16 protein-coding genes are annotated in these 16,870 nt (G+C 72.5%); 7 read left to right on the top strand and 9 right to left on the bottom strand.

All coding sequences use genetic code 11. The annotated features are described in order from the left end of the window. Nucleotides 1–94 precede the first annotated feature (94 nt). Both ACSHT8_RS32250 and ACSHT8_RS32245 read left to right on the top strand, forming a co-directional pair. Complete coding sequence (locus ACSHT8_RS32250) at nt 95–1,591, top strand: S8 family peptidase (protein ID WP_436495442.1); 1,497 nt, start codon at nt 95–97, stop codon at nt 1,589–1,591. Between the two features lie 75 nt (nt 1,592–1,666). Next, on the top strand, nt 1,667–3,634 hold the full coding sequence (locus ACSHT8_RS32245) for a protein kinase domain-containing protein (RefSeq protein ID WP_436495440.1): 1,968 nt from the start codon (nt 1,667–1,669) through the stop codon (nt 3,632–3,634). Here ACSHT8_RS32245 and ACSHT8_RS32240 read toward each other — a convergent pair. The 5 genes from ACSHT8_RS32240 to ACSHT8_RS32220 form a co-directional block, all read right to left on the bottom strand. Then, nucleotides 3,631–5,667, bottom strand: a complete 2,037-nt coding sequence (locus tag ACSHT8_RS32240; RefSeq protein WP_436495438.1) for a DUF3488 and transglutaminase-like domain-containing protein — start codon at nt 5,665–5,667, stop codon at nt 3,631–3,633. The two genes, ACSHT8_RS32245 and ACSHT8_RS32240, sit on opposite strands and share 4 nt — an antisense overlap. Beyond that, the gene (locus ACSHT8_RS32235) at nt 5,664–6,803 is read right to left on the bottom strand and encodes a DUF58 domain-containing protein (protein WP_436495436.1); all 1,140 of its coding nucleotides are present in this window, start codon (nt 6,801–6,803) and stop codon (nt 5,664–5,666) included. Before ACSHT8_RS32235 ends, ACSHT8_RS32240 begins: the two co-directional genes overlap by 4 nt. Further along, nucleotides 6,800–7,777 carry an AAA family ATPase gene (locus ACSHT8_RS32230; RefSeq protein ID WP_436495434.1) on the bottom strand — a complete coding sequence of 326 codons (978 nt, stop codon included), beginning with the start codon at nt 7,775–7,777 and terminating at the stop codon, nt 6,800–6,802. The genes ACSHT8_RS32235 and ACSHT8_RS32230 overlap by 4 nt, the downstream gene beginning before the upstream one ends. A gap of 5 nt (nt 7,778–7,782) precedes the next feature. Beyond that, complete coding sequence (locus tag ACSHT8_RS32225; RefSeq protein ID WP_436495432.1) at nt 7,783–10,011, bottom strand: hypothetical protein; 2,229 nt, start codon at nt 10,009–10,011, stop codon at nt 7,783–7,785. 126 nt (nt 10,012–10,137) lie between these two features. Further along, on the bottom strand, nt 10,138–10,269 hold the full coding sequence (locus tag ACSHT8_RS32220; RefSeq protein WP_436495431.1) for a hypothetical protein: 132 nt from the start codon (nt 10,267–10,269) through the stop codon (nt 10,138–10,140). 315 nt (nt 10,270–10,584) lie between these two features. Here ACSHT8_RS32220 and ACSHT8_RS32215 point away from each other — a divergent pair, with 315 nt between their 5' ends. From ACSHT8_RS32215 to ACSHT8_RS32200, 4 genes are all read left to right on the top strand, one after another. Next, on the top strand, nt 10,585–11,553 hold the full coding sequence (locus ACSHT8_RS32215; protein ID WP_436495429.1) for a CobW family GTP-binding protein: 969 nt from the start codon (nt 10,585–10,587) through the stop codon (nt 11,551–11,553). Nucleotides 11,554–11,615: 62 nt separating this feature from the next. Next, nucleotides 11,616–11,786, top strand: coding sequence for a hypothetical protein (locus ACSHT8_RS32210; RefSeq protein ID WP_436495427.1), 171 nt, complete (start codon nt 11,616–11,618; stop codon nt 11,784–11,786). 10 nt (nt 11,787–11,796) lie between these two features. After that, complete coding sequence (locus ACSHT8_RS32205; RefSeq protein WP_436495425.1) at nt 11,797–12,483, top strand: peptidoglycan-binding domain-containing protein; 687 nt, start codon at nt 11,797–11,799, stop codon at nt 12,481–12,483. A gap of 10 nt (nt 12,484–12,493) precedes the next feature. Beyond that, on the top strand, nt 12,494–12,886 hold the full coding sequence (locus ACSHT8_RS32200) for a DUF5313 family protein (RefSeq protein WP_436495423.1): 393 nt from the start codon (nt 12,494–12,496) through the stop codon (nt 12,884–12,886). Here the strand turns inward: ACSHT8_RS32200 and ACSHT8_RS32195 are convergent. Then, nucleotides 12,883–13,182: a DUF6191 domain-containing protein gene (locus tag ACSHT8_RS32195; RefSeq protein WP_436495421.1), complete on the bottom strand. Its 300-nt coding sequence runs from the start codon at nt 13,180–13,182 to the stop codon at nt 12,883–12,885. The two genes, ACSHT8_RS32200 and ACSHT8_RS32195, sit on opposite strands and share 4 nt — an antisense overlap. A 129-nt stretch (nt 13,183–13,311) precedes the next feature. On the opposite strand from ACSHT8_RS32195, the gene ACSHT8_RS32190 reads away from it, so the two are divergent. Continuing rightward, on the top strand, nt 13,312–14,112 hold the full coding sequence (locus tag ACSHT8_RS32190; protein WP_436495419.1) for a hypothetical protein: 801 nt from the start codon (nt 13,312–13,314) through the stop codon (nt 14,110–14,112). Between the two features lie 5 nt (nt 14,113–14,117). On the opposite strand, the gene ACSHT8_RS32185 is transcribed toward ACSHT8_RS32190, so the two are convergent. Genes ACSHT8_RS32185 through ACSHT8_RS32175 form a run of 3 tightly spaced genes read right to left on the bottom strand, consistent with a single transcriptional unit; the run spans nt 14,118 to nt 16,860 of the window. Next, nucleotides 14,118–14,978, bottom strand: coding sequence for an exodeoxyribonuclease III (locus ACSHT8_RS32185; RefSeq protein WP_436495417.1), 861 nt, complete (start codon nt 14,976–14,978; stop codon nt 14,118–14,120). Between the two features lie 5 nt (nt 14,979–14,983). Next, nucleotides 14,984–16,600 carry a phosphoenolpyruvate--protein phosphotransferase gene (gene ptsP, locus ACSHT8_RS32180; protein WP_436495415.1) on the bottom strand — a complete coding sequence of 539 codons (1,617 nt, stop codon included), beginning with the start codon at nt 16,598–16,600 and terminating at the stop codon, nt 14,984–14,986. Beyond that, complete coding sequence (locus ACSHT8_RS32175; protein ID WP_436495413.1) at nt 16,597–16,860, bottom strand: HPr family phosphocarrier protein; 264 nt, start codon at nt 16,858–16,860, stop codon at nt 16,597–16,599. The genes ptsP and ACSHT8_RS32175 overlap by 4 nt, the downstream gene beginning before the upstream one ends. Nucleotides 16,861–16,870 lie beyond the last annotated feature (10 nt).

Here is a 16,870-nt window from a genome sequence, read left to right as displayed (position 1 = left end):
CGGCCGCCCACGCGATGCAATGGTGGGGATCGACCACAGGGGCAGCACGACCACGCCATCCAGGGGGCAACCGGCACAACCCGGAGGCCTGCACATGAAGCACGCAACCCGCAGACGCACGCTGCCCGCCTTACTCGGGCTGACAGCGGCGCTGCTCGTGGCACCGATCAGTGCCACCACCGCCGCGGGAACCACCGACGCGGCGCAGTCCACGTATGTCGTCGTCTACCGGCAAGGGGCGTCAACCGCGAGCGCGGCAGGCGCCGTCCAAGCCGCGGGCGGCACGGTCGTGGCGAACTACTCGCAGATCGGGGTCGTCGTCGCCCGCTCGGGCAGCGGCGGGTTCGCCAACTCGGTCAAGCAGGCGGCGGGCGTGGAGGCCGTGAGCTCCACCGCGGGCTTCGGCACCCGGCTCCCGGCCGCCGCGGCCGACGACGCCACCGCCGCCGCCATCCAGCAGGCCGCGTGGGGCGACACCCTGTCCGGCCTGCAGTGGGACATGACTCAGATCAACGTCCCACAGGCGCACGCCATCACCGGCGGCAGCAGCTCGGTGATCGTCGGCGACCTCGACACCGGCCTCGACTTCACCCACCCCGACATCGCACCCAACTACGACGCCTCGCGCAGCACCGACTGCTCCAGCGGCGCCCCGGCCCCACTGCTGCCGGGTAACGACGCCAACGGGCACGGCACCCACACCGCGGGCACCATCGCCGCGGCGGCGAACGGCACCGGCATCGTCGGCGTCGCGCCGAACGTGAAGATCGCGGGCATCAAGTCGAGCAACGACGACGGGTTCTTCTTCCCAGAGATGGTGATCTGCTCGTTCATGTGGGCGGCCACGCACGGCATCCACGTGACGAACAACAGCTACTTCGCCGACCCGTGGCTGTTCAACTGCAAGAACGACCCCGAACAGCGGGCGCTGTGGGCCGCCGAGCGGCGCGCCATCCGCTACGCGCAGTCCAACGGCGTGCTGGTGATCGCCTCACAGGGCAACGACAGCACCGACCTGTCGCACCCGACCATGGACGTCATCAGCCCGGACTTCCCGCCGGGCAGCGAGCAGGAGCGCGAGATCACCAACGCCTGCTCGGTGGTTCCGGTCGAGGTCCCCGGCGTGGTCGGCGTGACCGCGACGGGCAGCCTGCGGCTCAAGTCGTTCTACTCGTCCTACGGCATCTCCACCGCCGACGTGGCGGCGCCGGGTGGCGACTCGATCCTGCAGGTGGGGTCGACGGTGAACGGCCGGGTGCTCTCGACGTGGCCCACCGCGGCGGCGTGTCTGCCCGCGCGGACCGTGTTCGACCCGGCCACGGGCGCGAAGTACTGCTACGCCCAGGGCACCTCGATGGCCGCACCGCACGCGGTCGGCGTCGCGGCGCTGCTGCTCTCGGTCCGCGGCGGCAGCCCGGGCGCGATCGCGGCGCGGCTGCAGCAGGCGACGAACCCGCTGTCGTGCCCGGACACGTCGATCTACGCACCGTTCCCGCAGAACAGCGGCGCGCCGCAGACCTGCCAGGGCGGTCCGGCCCACAACAGCTTCTACGGAGCCGGTGAGGTCGACGCGTTGAAGGCCGTCAGCTAGCCGGTCGTGGTTGGCCGGGGTCACGCCCCGGCCAACCACCGTCCGCGACGGACCGTGCGTGGATACGATGCCGCCGTGGACGACGAACTGCTGGCATGGGCACCCAAACCCGCTGAACCCGCGGCGGGCTCGATCAGCCTGCCCGGGTACAGCGACTTCCGCCTCGTCGCCCAGGGTGGCGAGGGCACGGTCTACCGCGCGCGGCAGGACGGCCTCGGCCGGGACGTCGCGGTCAAGGTGCTGCAGGTCGACGACCCCGCGACGCTGGCGCGGTTCCAGCGCGAACTGGAGATCACCGTCCGGCTCGGGCGCCAGCACCCGCACATCGTGACGGTGCTCGACACCGGCACGGTGCCGGGTGGGCGGCCGTGCATCGTCATGGAGTTCTACGACCTGGGCTCCCTGCACGACCGGCTGCGGGAACGCGGGCCGCTGCCGGTGGTCGAGGTGGTGGCCGCGGGGATCGCGGTGGCCGACGCGCTGGCGTTCGCCCATGCCCAGGGGTTCCTGCACCGCGACGTGAAGCCGCAGAACATCCTCGTGCTGCCGACGTCCTACGTGCTGGCCGACTTCGGCATCGCGCGCGGCGCCGACGCCGGGCACTCGGCGTCGCTGCAGATGGTCAGCTACCGGCACGCGGCGCCGCAGATGATCGACGGGGGCGCGCCCGCAGCGGCCGACGACATCTGGTCGCTCGGTTCGACGCTGTTCACGCTGCTGGAGGGCGTGCCGCCGTTCGCGTCGGACAACCCGGACGAGGACACCGTGCTGCCCTACCTGGGCCGCATCCGGTCGGCCGAGCCGCGCAGACTAACCCGGCCGGATGTGCCGGGCGAACTCGCCGAGGTGATCGCCAGGTGTCTGCGCAAGGACCGCGCGGAACGCTATCCGGACGCGGGCGCTCTGCGTGACGCGTTGGCGGAGGTCGGCGCGGAGGTCCGGCGGTGGGGGCCGTCGGCCGTTGTGTCCACTGTGGACGACGAGGCGACGGCGATGGCGCCGGTCGAGCACACGAGCCACGTGGTGGCGGGCTCGTTCACCGACTTCGGCCCGTCCGCCACGCCGCCGGAGCCGGAACCCGAGCCGGAACCGGTGCGCGCGCCGGTCGTGGAAGAGTCGCGCGGGACGATGACGGGCAAGCTCGCCGACCTGACGATGCGGCACGTGGAAGCGCCCGCACCGGTCGAGTTCGGCCCATCGGCAGGCGCGACCCCAGCCCCGCCGACCATCCCAACCGCGCCGACTACCCCCGACCCGACGCCCACACCCGCACCGGCACCGGCACCGGCACCGGCACCGCAAACCTTTGCGCAGGTTGCCGATGTAGGACGTCCGGCGTCCTACGAGGCGACGCCGCCGCGAACTCAGGCGCCACCGCCGGTCAGGCCCGCCGAGCAGACCATCCGCACCACACCGGTCGCCCCACCCCGGGATCCCGCGATCCAGTGGCCGCACGCGAAGCCGGTGGCCGAGCCGGACCGTGACTGGGACCTGCTCGACTTCGACGCCACCGACCGCACCCCCGAGTCGGCCCCCGAGCGCAAGTCCCGCGCGTGGGCGTGGGGCCTGGCCGCGATCGTGGTGACCATCGTCGGCGTCGGCATCGGCATCCTGGCGAGCGACGACGGGACCTCCGCCCAGCCCTCGCCCAAAACGACCACCGCCGCGGTCACCACGACGCCCCAGCCGACGACTACCGCACCCGTCACGACCGCGCCCGTAACGACCGGCGGCGGCATCGCCGAGGGTGGCGACCCGGGGACGGCGCCCGTGCTGAACCGGTTGAAGGACAACGGGTCCAGCATCGAGGTGTTCTGGACCGACCCGACCCGTGGCCAAGCGCACTTCGTGCTCTACGACGTCACCGTGGTCTCACCGAAGCCGAAGCTGGTGTCCGGTGTGGACCCCGGCAAGACCTCGTTCCTGGTGCCGGACCTCGACCCGAAGGCCAAGCAGTACTGCTTCCAGCTCGTCGCCGTCGGTCTCGTCGACCCGGAGAACCACAAGGGCTCGTCCGCAAGGGTTTGCGCGGTGCGGAACTAGCGTCGGCGCAACGGCCGCGGGTCGACTCCCCAGAAGATCCTGCGGTGCCAAGGCACCGACTTGCGCACGCCCGCCCGCACCTTGCGCGCCAAGCCCCACGCGTCACCGGACGCGGTCTTCTCCGGCGCGAAGGCGGCGCGGTCGGCCAGGTCGGCCAAGGCGCGGGCCGCCGGGTCCGGGACGGTCGCGGCGACGTCGGGTGCGGCGAGGTGCCGGGCCGGGCTGCGGCCCGCGAGCAGCAGGTGATCCAGCACGTATGCCCAGGCTCCCTGTGGCCCGGCGCGGCGCAGGCGTGACCGGCGACCGGCACGCAGCGACGCCAGGACGACCAGCACCAGCAGCGGCACAGCGACCACCCCGGCGAGCAGGATCCACTGCCGAGACTGGGGTCGCGGCGCGGCCGAGGGCGCGGGCTGGGTCGTCGGGATGACCAGCGCGGGCAAGTCCGACGCCGGAGCGGTCGGCTTCGCGGTGGTGGAGGCCAGCCGGTTGAGCACCTCGCGCTTCGCCGCGGCGCTGGTGCCGCTGTCGGTGCCCGCGACCGGGTCGAACGGCACCCAGCCCCAATCGCTGAAGTACACCTCCGGCCACGCCGTCGCGTCGATCCCGCGGATCACCCGGTAGCCGTCCGGACCTTCAGGCACCGGAGGGAATCCGACGACGACCCGGGTCGGCAGGCCCACCGACCGGGCCAGGACGGCGAACGCGGTGGCGAACTGCTCCGCGGTGCCCTTGCCCGCGCCCGCGTCGCCCGCCGGGCCGAACAGGAACTGCTCGATCCGCGCGTAGGACGAGCCGACCGGGGCCTCGGCGTCGGGGTGGCGGTCGAGGCGCACGACCTGTTCCAGCGCGACGGCCTTCTCGTACGGCGAGTTCGTGTTGGCCACGGCCTGCCTGGCGTAGTCGGCCAGCGTCGCGGGCAGGCCCGGCAGCTCTAGGTAGCGGCTCGCGTCGGGGACCTTCGCGGTGGCGAGGTCGTCGTCGCTCGGCTTGTCGACCACGCCGTGCATCTCGTAGGTCAGGCCGGGCGTGGCCCCGCGCGGCAGGACGAGCGAGCCGGAGTCGGGGTCGATCAGCACGTCGCCGAGGCTCGTCGAGGTCGGCCTGCCCATGGTGGGCAGCCACGTTCCGTCGAGCGCGCCGAGACGGATCTCGACGTCGGCCTCCTGCACGTGCTTGCCCGCGGGCAGGTCCGGCGCCGCGACAGCGCCGATGGGGCCGTACAGCGACGATGCCTGCCAGGCCGCGCCGGTGTAGTCGGCCAGCGCGACAAGGCGAACCGGCAGTTCCGGGCCGCGCACGCGCAGCAGTTCGGTGTCGGCCATCCCGGCCCACGACGCGAGCTTCGGCAGCGGGTTCGACACGTCGATGTCGGTGACCGGCGGCTGCACGAGTTCGCGGGGCTCGAAAGCGTTGCGGCCTGGCAGGATCCCGGCGGCCAGCGCGATCGCGGCCAGCACGGTCAGCACGGCGACCGGCGGCACGACCGGTGCCTTGCGCGCGGCCTCGGCCCGGTCGATCAGCACCCAGCCGAGCACCGCGAGGACGACGATCGCGCACGCGATGAGCCCGCGCGAGTCCGCACGACCGGCCGTCAGCAAAGCTCCTGCCGTGTAGACGACGACCGCGCCCGCGGGAGGGCCGATGAGAGACCGACCCGCCAACGACACCGCGACGACCACCGCGACCAGGAACACCAGCAGCGCACCGGGCATCAGCAGATCGAGCGTGGGCGGCGCGGGCCGCGCGGAGGTCAGCAGCCGGGGCAGGCTGTCGCGCAGCACCTCGATCGGGCCACCCGCGATAGCGCCCTTGGCCACGTAATAGCCTGCGGTCAGGCCACCCAGGACCAGCACGGACAACGTGAGGCCGGTCGTCAGCTTGACCGCGTTCGCCAGCAGCACCGCGCCGAACGCGACGACCACCGCCCCCGCGAACACCGGCCACGCCACCGAGCCCGACCAGCCCGCCGACAGCGGAAACGCCGCCAGCACAAGAAGAACAGCCGCCCACGCGGACCTGATCCCAGTCATCGGGCAACCCCTGTGTCCCACGCGCGCAGCACGCCCTCGGCGTCCGCCGCGCGGATCACCAGCACCCCGCCCAGCGCCGACAGACCGGACGCGCTCGGGTCGACCGACAGCACCACGCCGAACGCCGCCCGACCTGCCTCCAGCAGCAGCGCCGAAAGCTCCGACTCGGCACCGCACACCACCGCGACCACGTCCAGATCCCGCACCGGAACCGACGAGGTCGGCTCCGCGTCGGTCATCGCCAGTTCGGCCAACTCAGAGAGCACCGACGCCGCGTCGCCGTCGGCCGTGCTCGCCCCGACCTCGACGTCCACCGAGCCGGACACGGTCAGCAACCGCACCGGGTGGCCGTCGCCGATCGCGGAGGTCAGCAGGGACGCGGCGATCTCGACGGCGTCCTCGAACTGGCGCGCTTCCGGGTAGCCCGCGGCGCGGTCGTCGAGCAGCACCGCGAGATGCGGGCGCGCCGGGTCGGCGTCCTCGCGGATCATCAGGGTGCCGGTACGCGCGCTCGTCGCCCAGTGGAGGCGGCGCAGGTCGTCGCCGGGCACGTACTCGCGCAGGCCCACCAAATCCGTACCGCCGCGTTCGACCCGCTCATCCGCGCCGACCTGGCCGCGGCGGGCGCCCGACGGCAGCCCGCGAACGGGCAGCACCCGGGGCACCACTCGAACCTCGACGACCGCGCCCACAGTCGTGCGGGCCTCCGCCAGCGCGGCCAGTCCGCGCCTGCGCAGCGTCAGCGGGCCGACCTTCCACACCCCACGGCGATCCGTCGGGATGCGGTAGTCGACCTTGGTCTGCTCCCCCGGCGCCAGCAGCGGGATGTCGACCGGGACCGGCTCGCCCGCGACCTCGTCGGTGCCGTCGAGCAGCACCCGGAACCGCTTGGCGCGACTGGTCAGTTCCAGCGTGCCGGTGCACGCGCCCAACCGCTGCACTGTGCGCGGCCGGACCGTGCGGCTCGTCGCCACCGGGGCGGCGAAGAGCACAGAACCTATCCCCACCAGCGTGATCACCGTCAGCGCGATCCCCAGCGCCGCCAGGCCCGGATACCGCCACCACAGGCCGCACCCGGCGAGCAGCGCCCCGAGCACGAGCGCGCCGACGCCGCGCGCGGTCAGCCGCACGCTCATTGCGGCGTCGGCCGCGGCACCTCGACCCGGGACACCACGTCGGCGAGCACGTCGGCCGTGGTCATGCCGGACAGCTGCGCCTCGCGGGTCAGCACGAGCCGGTGGGCCAGCACCGGAGCGCTGAGCCGCTGGACGTCGCTGGGCACCGCGAAGTGCCTGCCGTTGGCCGCGGCGTACACCTGCACGCAGCGGACCAGCGCGCGCAGGCCGCGGGTCGACGCGCCCAGCCGCAGCCGGTCGTCGGCGCGGGTCGCGGCGCCGAGTTCGGTGATGTAGCGCAGGATCGGGTCGGCCACGTGCAAAGTCGCCAGCCGACGGCCCGCCTCGGCGACCTGCTGCGGGCTGGTCACCGTCGGCACCGTGCCGATCCGGCCGGCGCCGCTGCCCGGCCGCAGCACGTCGAGTTCGTGCAGCAGCTCGGGATAGCCGATCGAGGTGCGCAGCATGAACCGGTCGAGCTGGGCCTCGGGCAGCCGGTAGGTGCCGTCGAGGTCGATCGGGTTCTGCGTGGCCACCACCAGGAACGGGTCCGGCACCGCGTGCCCGACACCGTCAACGGTGACCGTGTGCTCCTCCATGACCTCCAGCAGCGCCGACTGGGTCTTCGCCGCCGCCCGGTTGATCTCGTCGGCGAGCACGACGTTGGCGAACACCGGGCCGGGCCGGAACCGGATCTGGCCGGTCTGCGGCTCGAAGACCGACGTGCCAGTCACGTCGGACGGCAGCAGGTCGGGGGTGAACTGGACGCGCCGCGACAGCCCGCCCAGCGCGCCCGCGACGGCGCGCGCGAGAGTCGTCTTGCCGGTGCCCGGCACGTCCTCCAGCAGCACGTGGCCGCCCGCGAACATGGCCGTCAGCACCAGGTCGATCACCTCGCGCTTGCCGCGCAGCGCGGTCTCCACCGCGTCGCCCACCCGCGTGTGCAGCGCGCGGAACGCGGCGATCTCCTGCTCACCGATCGCGGGGCCACTCATGGTCGTCACTGCTTGTCGTCTTCCTGTTCCTCGCGGCGTCGCACGCCGAACCGCAGCAGCGCCGCGGTGGCCAGCAGGCCGATGCCCGCGCCGACCATCGGCCCGGACGACACCTCGTTGCTCACTGGGTCGCTGGCGACCTGCGGCTGCACTGGGCAGATCCGGCCTGGCTGGCACTCGTTGGCGATGATCCGGACCGTCCGGCTCGCCGACTCCACCGAGCGGCTGCCGTCCCGCGCGGTCGCCCGAATCACAATGGTGTTCACGCCCTCATCGATGGCGACGGACGCGCTCGTGGCGTTGCAGGCGACGGCCTCGGTGTAGTCATAGGTCTTGTTCACGACCAGGCACGAGCCGTCGTGGTTGGCCCAGTCCGACGGCGGGGCCATCGTCAGGCGCGCGATGTAACCGGACTTGGTGGCACCGCTGATCACCACGGCACCCGCGGTCGGCACCGGGGCCGGGGGCGGCGGGGTCGTGGTGGTCGTCGTCGGCTGAGGCGGCTGGGTCGTCGTGGTCACCGGCGGCGGCGTCGTGGTGGTCACCGGGGGCTGGGTCGTGGTCGGGCGCGGCGGCGTGGTCGTGCTCGCCTGCGGCACCGCCCACACCGCGGTCCCGGCCGTGCCCTGGCCGACGCCGTTGACGGCCACGACCGACACATCGAGCCTGCCGTTGACGCAGAACTGATTACCCACGCAGCTCAGGGCCATGGTGGTCGACGTTCCCGCGACCTGGGCGGTCTTGGGCGAGCCCGCGAACCCGCCGCGCGCGCTCACGACGTATCCGGTGATCGCCGAGCCGTTGTCGGCGGCCGCGCCCCAGCGGATGTCGACGGTGACGTCGTTGGCCGTGCGCCCGTTGAGCGAGACCGACACACCTGGCGGCACACCGGGCGCGCCGCCCGTGCGGGTCCCGGAGGTCACGGTGGTGGGCGCGGGCGAGCCGCTCGGGTCGGTCGTCCCCGGCGCGACGCCGGTGGTCGTGCTCCCGGTCGGCGTCGGCTGGTTCGGCCGGGTGCGCGTCGGCTCGGTCGGGTTGGGCTTCGGCGGGCTCGGCGGCGACGGCGGCGGCGAGCGGTCGGGGTTGGTGACCTGCAGCTCGGGGCTGCGGATCACGACCGACCGGGTGGAGCCGTCCGGGTCGACGATCACGCCGGTCTCGGCGCCGGGGGCGTTGATGAACAGCTTGCCGTCGTCGAACACGAGCTGCGGGTCGCCGGAGCCGTTGGTGCGGACGTCGTCGCCGCCGCGCTTGCCGCCCCGGTCGAGCACGATGACCCGGCCGGTGCCGCGGCACGGCACGTAGATCTTGTCCCGGTAGACCACCGGGCGGCCCGGCCGCGCGCAGCCGAGGTCGGCCACGTTGACCCGGAGCACCTCAGTGCCGCTGACCAGCACGACCGTGCCCGCGTCGGGCACCGAGGCCGGGGTCAGACCGGACGGGCTGGTCTGCGCGGCGAGCACGTCGCCGCCCTGCCGGGCCGTCGAGGCGGTCAGGTCCTCGCCCGTGCCGTCGCGCAGGACGACACCGCCTTCCAGGCCGAGCAGCGTCACGCCGCGCTCGTGCGGGACGAGGGCGGTGCGCGGGCCCGCGCCGGTGACCGGGCGCTCGGACTTCTCGACGAACTTGCCCTCGTCCTCCGACCACTCCAGCGCGCGCAGCGTGCCGCCGTGGTCGACGATCCAGAGCGTGCCCGACTCATCGATCACCGCGTCGGCCAGCGGGAGCCCGGCCTGCCATGGCGCGCCGATGTCGGCGAGGGTGATCGGGTCGGCGTTGACGACCGAGCCGCCCGCCCGGTCGACGATGTAAAGCCTGCCGCCCACCAGCAGGACCTTGCTCGACCCGCCGGGGGGAGCCTGTCGCCTGCCGCTGGCCAGCAGCGTGGCCAGGTCGATCACGGTGATCTGGCCGGTGCGCCGGTCGAGGACGACCAGGACGCCGTCCTTCTGCGTGATGTCGAGCTGGGAGTCGCTGCCCGATACCTGCAGCCGGGTCTCCGGCCTGCCAGAGGCGGGATTGACCTGGACCACCTCGCCGCGCTGCTCGTCGGCGAGCCAGGTCAGCCCGTCGGAGACCTCGACCGCGGTCCGGGAGATCCCGTTCCCCAGTGCCGCCCCGGCCAGCAGCAGTACGCCGAGTGCGGCGGCGCCGAAACTGGCCGACTCCCGGCCGCGTCCGCGCTTGCTCAAGAAACGACGAATGGTGCCCGTCGCCTGCGATCCCACGGTCATTGACCCTCCCTGGCCCGCCGGGATCGTATCGGGCCAAGGTCACGCTTTTGGTCGGAACCGACTATCTGGTGAGGTAGTACGGGAAAATCATTCGCTAACGCACTCTCAAGGTGAGAGAGACTCTCTTCAAGGCGTTGCGCAGCACTTCGAGTTGGTCTCGAAGGTGTCGATCGAACCGGCGAAGGCCGACGGGGCGGCGATGGCCAGGCCCGCGGCGGTCAGGATGGTCGCGATCAGCAGCAGGGTGCGGCGTCTCATGGGTACCTCTCTTGTCAGCAGGGGGACGGGCACGACTGTGGACTGTGGATCGCCGTCGTGTCAACGGTGTAATTGCCGATCCCGCTGGCTTTCCCAGAGGTGGACCCGACCCGAAAACCACGCTATATCTGTAAAAACAGTGGGGCACTACTCCGACTGTCCCAACGCCCGGTCGCGGAATCCGTTGACAGAAGCCGCTTTTCCGCTATCCGAGGGCAACCAGACGATCACTTTCCGTTGCCTCTGGAGAGCAAAGTAGAACGACACGGCCGCGCGCTCACGGCCTCCGCGGCGCACCGCCGCTACCCTGGGCCGGTGACGATCCCTGTGATCGTGGTCGCGGGATTCCTGGGGTCAGGCAAGACCACGATGCTCAACCACCTGCTCACCTCGCGCACCGGCACGCGCATCGGCGTCATCGTCAACGACTTCGGCCGCGTCAACATCGACGCGATGACCGTGGCCGCCCAGGTCGACTCGATGGTGACCCTGGGCAACGGCTGCCTGTGCTGCGTGGTGGACGTCAGCGACCTCGACGCGATGCTCGACCGGCTGGCCACGCCGGACGCGCCGGTCGACGTGATCGTGATCGAGGCCAGCGGCCTCGCCGAGCCGCCCGCGATGGTGCGGCTCGTGCTCAACAGCACCAACCCGCACGTGACCTACGGCGGCCTGGTGGAGGTCGTCGACGCCGCCGAGTTCGAGTCGACGCGGCTGCGCCATCCGCAGCTCGACAAGCACCTGCGCTACGCGGATCTGGTGCTGCTGAACAAAATGGACCGCGCCGAGCCCGGCGTCCTCGACCTGGTGCGCTCGCTGTCCCACGGCGTCCCGGTCGTGCCCGTCGAGCACGGCAGGGTCGACCCGGCGCTGCTGTTCGAACCCGCGGGCCGCTCCGACGCGGCGTGGCAGCAGCTCTCGTTCGACGACCTGATCGACCGCGAGCCGCATCTGCACGCCGAGTACGAGACGACGACGTTCACGAGTGCGCAGCCACTCAACCCGACCCGGTTCGCCGCCTTCCTCACCGACCGCCCCGCCGGCCTGTACCGGATGAAGGGTTACGTGCACTTCGGCGAGGGGCAGCAGTTCTCGGTGCAGACCGTCGGCCCGTACATCAGTGTCCACCCGGAAGCCGAGCCGCACGGCACGCAGCTGGTGCTGATCGGCGCCGGACTCGACCTGGACCTCATCACCAAGGCCCTCACCGACGCCATCGAGCCCGACCCGGACTCGGTCGACCCGCTCGACCTGCTGTCGGTCACCCGCTACGTCCGCGCCTGACTGCCCTTCCGGCCGCCCCGACGGACCTGTCCTGGCTGGTCAAGCCCACGGACGATGGGTCGATGGACAGTGAGATCACCGGCGTCGAGTTCGAGCAGGAAGTCGCGCCGGGCAGCGCGGTCGAGCTCAACAGCGAGTGGGTCGCGTGGCTGGAGAGCGAGCCCGTGCCCGACAACGTCGAAGGCGTCGACCCGACCATCCGCCACGGGGCCGAGGGCCCCGCGGTCGCCTGAGGAGCGCGCGATGGGCAACCCGGAACTAAGACGCGACAGCGACGAGACCGCGTGGGTGGAGTACCTGCAGGGCCTGCTGGAACACCAGCTGGCCGCCGAGTCGGCGGCGGGTGAGATCCGGCTGAGCCCGGTCGACGGGCTGTTCGGGCCGCTCACCGAGGGCTCGGTCAAGTTCTTCCAGCGGCGCGAGGGCCTGCCGGAGACCGGGGTCGTGGACGACGCGACGTGGCAGGCGCTCGAAGGCGCGTCCTCGTCGACACCCACGGGGACGGCGAACCCCGTCGACCTGCGCATCCCCGCGCAGCTGCACCTGCACTGGGATGACACGACCCTGGAGCGGATGCTGCAGGACTTCGACTCGTTCGACCTCGCCACCCATCCCGGCGCGCAGCTGACGCTCGGCGCGGGCGCGGGTCCGCTGGCGGGCAACGGCAGCGTGCAGCTGTTCAACCGCGAGCTGCCGCTGTGGCGGAACTGGTTCCTCACCGAGACGACCCGCCTGACGCTGGACTGGACCCGGGAGCACGGGTTCGAACTGGGCCTGGACAACGAGGCCGAGTTCGGCGTGCGCCCGCTGCGCAACGTCGACATCTTCCTGCGCGGCGACCTCGACCTGAAGTGGCAGCCGCAGGAGGGCACCGGGTCGGTCGAGTGGGGTGGGTCGCTCAACCTCCGGTGGCGGTTCGACCTCCCCTAACATTGCCCACATGAAGCGTCCTGGGCCGCTGCGGTGGCTCTGGTTCGTCTACGGCGGCCGACTCCCCGAGCGCTACCGCGAGTGGGTCCTGCACGTCGCCACCTGCCGGACATGGCTGGTCCGCGCGTTCGCCCGCGGGCTGGTCCAGTTGGCGCCATTGTTGGGCGGCCTGCTGGGCGCGCTCGTGGTGTTCGGCGGCTCGTGGCCGCTCGCGCTCGGCTCGACGCTGCTGGGTTTCCTGGTGGCGCTGCGGATCATCCTCGCCTTCGCCCAGGACAACGTCGACGCGCGCGTGGCTCAGCACGGCTTCCCCGCGGGTCACGCGACCGCCGTCCGCCGCAGACGCCACGCGGCTGAGGAGGCCGCGAAGGCGTCGGCGTACAACGACACCTGGCGTCGCTAGTCCGGCAGCACGATCCGCACGACCCCGCGGTCGAGATCGACTTTCGTGCGCGGAGGCGCGCCCGCTTCTTCTTCGTCACGCATGAGCGTGTGCGACTTGCGTTCGTCCAACTCCACGCGCTTGCCGCCGGAGAACAGCGCGTCCAACTCCTCCAGGCCCACCGCCGAGACCGGGGTGTCGTCCCGCCGCAGCCGCCGCCTGCCCGACCACGAGCCGAGCCGCTCGACGGCGGCCAGCGCGATCAGGCCGCAGACCAGACCCGGCAGCGACAAGGCGAACAGCAGGCCGAGAGTCACACGCGGGAAACGCCGAAGCGGGCGGATTGGTTCCTTGTCCCCCGCGACAAGGTTGATTGTGGCGCCTTTCCCCGGCTCCCTCGCCGGGAGTATCGATAGCTTGACCAGCCCCGTCCCCAAGGAGACAACATGCGGGCATTCCTGCGCGCCACGGTCGTCGCTCTCGTCGCCGTCTTCGGTGTCACCCTGCCCGCCTCCAGCGCGTCAGCGGCCGTCGCCGCGCCGTTCGCCGAGCACCTGACCGTCGGGTTCGTCTTCGGCGACGACGCCCACGACACCAACCCGTTCTGGCGCGGCGAGCTGACCCCGACGACCGTTGTCTCCCAGACCACCACGGGCATCTTCTTCAAGACCACGACCACCGTGCTCACCGGCCAGGCGCGCGCCGCGCGGGTGAACATGCCGGAGACCGAGCGCACCGGCCAGGTCCGGCTGACCGTCGTGCAGAAGCCGTTCGTCGCCCCCGAGGTCAAGTACTCCGCGTTCGACGGCTGGCTGACCGGCTCGTCGTGGCAGGCGGGCGCCAAGGGCTTCTCCGGCACCTTCACCACGACCGACGGCCACAGCGGCCCGATCGCCGCGCTCACCGACGCGAAGATGGCCGAGCCCGCGCAGACCACCGCCGCCGAGTACCCGTTCATCGGCGCCGTGTTGACCGGCCCGCACCGCGGCTTCCTGCCGGTCGGCGACTTCCACATCAACCAGATCGGCACCTACGTCGGCGGCAACTTCATCTCCACCGGCGGCTTCCACACCGTCATCGGCGACACCGACGGCCACCTCGTGCTGATGCACATGGTCGGCTACGGCGCCGTCGTCGGCGTCCCGGGCGTCGTGATGGGCGCTCGCGTGCTCGGCGGCACGTTCACCGGCCCCTCGGCGGGTGACGGCGGCACGTGGGCGTCGGTGCGGACGTTCCACATCTTCTAGCCGCCTCACTTCTGCTGCGGCAGCTTCACCGTCCGCCGGGGTCGCCCGGCGGACGGTGGCGGCACGACGGGACCGATGTCGCCGTCGGGCGCCTCGTCCAGGTCGACCATGACCGGCGCGTGGTCGCTGGGCCCGGTGCCCTTGCGCGCGTGCCGGTCGATCCAGGCCGCGCGCACCCGCTCGGCCACCGGGCCGCCCGCCAGGACCAGGTCGATGCGCATCCCCAGGTTCTGGTGGAACATCCCGGCGCGGTAGTCCCAGTAGGTGAAGACCGTCTCGTCCGGCCAGCGGTCGCGCACGACGTCGTGCAGCCCGACGGCCTGCAACTCGGCCAGCGCGGCGCGTTCCGGCGCCGTCACGTGGGTCTCGCCGATGTAGGCCTTCGGGTCGAACACGTCGGCGTCGGTGGGCGCGATGTTCATGTCGCCGCACACCACCACCTCACGCGGGCCCGCGGCGACGACCTCGCGCAGCGCGGCCAGCCACGCCAGTTTGTAGTGGTAGTGCTCGGAGTCGGGCACGCGGCCGTTGGGCACGTACAGCGAGTGCACGCGGATGCCGCCGCAAGTCGCCGACACCGCGCGCGCCTCCAGGTGCGGGAAGCCCGGGGCGCCCGCGAAGCCGACCTCGACGTCGTCGAGCCCGACTCGGCTCAGGATGGCCACGCCGTTCCACTGGACCTCGCCGCTGAGCGCCACCGCGTAGCCGCGCTCGGCGAGCTTGTCGCCCAGCAGCGCGGTGAACGCCTCGTCGGTCAGCTTGGTCTCCTGCAGGCAGACCACGTCGGGCTGCCGCTGGTCGAGCCAGGCGAGCAGCCTGGGTTCACGCTGTTTGACCGAGTTCACGTTCCAGGTGGCGAGCCGCACCTGACCTACCCTAGTCGCGCGGCTGCCTCCCTTGCCTGCTCGGCAGTGCCCGCCGCGAGCACCGCGGCCGCTATCTCCCGGCACTGGTCCAGCGTGTGCTCGGCCAGGGCCGCGCGGACATCGGCGACGCTCACCGGCGCCATCGACAGCGAGTCGATTCCCAAGCCCACGAGCACCGGGGCGAGCCGCGGATCGCTTGCCGCCTCACCGCATACGCCGACCGGCTTGCCCGCGCGCGCCCCGGCCCGGGCGGTCGCGGCGATCAGGTCGAGCAGGGCGGGCTGCCACGGGTCGAGCAGTTCGGCGAGCGCGCCGAGCTGGCGGTCGGCGGCGAAGGTGTACTGGGCGAGGTCGTTCGTGCCGATGCTGACGAAGTCGACCTCGGCCAGCACCGCGTCAGCGCGGAGCGCCGCGGCCGGGACCTCGATCATCACGCCGACCTTGCCGATCCCGTGCTCCCGCGCGACCGCCGCGAACCCCGCGGCCTCGGCCGCGGTGGCCACCATCGGCGCCATCACCCACGGCTCGGCGCCGGTGTCGTTCGCGGCGAGCGCGAGGGCTTCGAGCTGGTCACGCAGCAGTTCCGGCCGCCGCCACGACGTGCGCAGACCGCGCACGCCCAGCGCCGGGTTGTCCTCCGGATCGGGACAGGCGTAGGGCACGGGCTTGTCGGCGCCCGCGTCGAGCGTGCGGACCACCACCTTGCGCCCGGCCAGCGGCGCCAGCACCTCTCGGTACACCGCGCGCTGCTCGGCGACCGTCGGCGCCTCGGTGCGGTCGAGGAACAGGAACTCAGTGCGGAACAGGCCGACGCCCTCGATGTCAGCGGGCAGGTCGGTGGGGCCGCCGATGTTGGCCAGCAGCGCGACCGGGTGGCCGTCCTTGGTGCGTCCGGGCCCGGTCAGCGCGGTCCGCCGCGCCCGCGCGACCTGCCGTTCGGTCACCTCGTCGAGCTGCGCGGCGGTCGGGTCCGGGGTGACGGCCCCGCTGTCGCCGTCCACGACCACAACCTGGCCGTCCACAAAGGACCCAGCGGCCGCGCACGCGACGACGGCGGGAATGCCGAGCGACTTGGCCAGGATCGCGGTGTGGCTGGTCGGGCCGCCCAGTTCGGTGACCAACGCGAGAACCACGCTCGGGTCGAGCAGCGCCGTGTCGGCGGGCGCGAGATCCCGAGCCACCAGGACATAAGGGTGCCCCGGCGACGGCAGGCCGGGCATCGGTACACCCAGCAGCCGGGCGACCGCGCGGTCGCGGATGTCGTCGAGATCGGCGACGCGCTCGGCCATGTACGGGCCCGCATTGGCCAACAGGTCGCGGTAGCCGCCGATAGCGCGGTCGACCGCCCACGCGGCGGGCACGCCCTGGCCGACCAGGTCCCGGATGTTGCCCGCCAGCGCGGGATCCCGGGCCATCATGGCCGCCGCGGTCAGCACCTCGGCCGCCTCCGGCCCGGCGAGCTTGGCCCGCCGCTCCAACTCGACCGCGGTCTCCTCCAACGCCGTCGCGGCGCGCACGGCGTCATCGGCCCGCGCTTCGGGCACGGTGGTCGGCAAGGTGGGCGGGAGCCCGAGGCGGGCGACGGGACCCGCCGCCGCGCCGGGGCTGACTCCGATGCTCATGCGTCGTGGTCCACTTCCAGCACCGCCGCCAGCGCGGCGAGCGCGTCGTCGGCGCCGTCCCCGTCGGCGGTCAGCACGACCTCGTCGCCGCCCCGGGCGTCGAGGCCCAGGACCGACAGGATGCTGCGGGCGTCCACCGCGACCCCGCCCTTGGCGATCGTCACGGGAACCGGCTGGTCGGCCGCGGCCTGCACGAACAGGCTCGCGGGGCGGGCATGCAGACCCACGGCGGAGGCGATGGTCACTCGGCGCTCGGACATGGCTTGCTCC

This window comes from Actinokineospora sp. HUAS TT18 (assembly GCF_051364635.1).
Classification (GTDB): domain Bacteria; phylum Actinomycetota; class Actinomycetes; order Mycobacteriales; family Pseudonocardiaceae; genus Actinokineospora.
The sequence above is the reverse complement of the archived record's forward strand: the minus strand, read 5'-3'. Positions and strand labels throughout refer to the sequence as shown.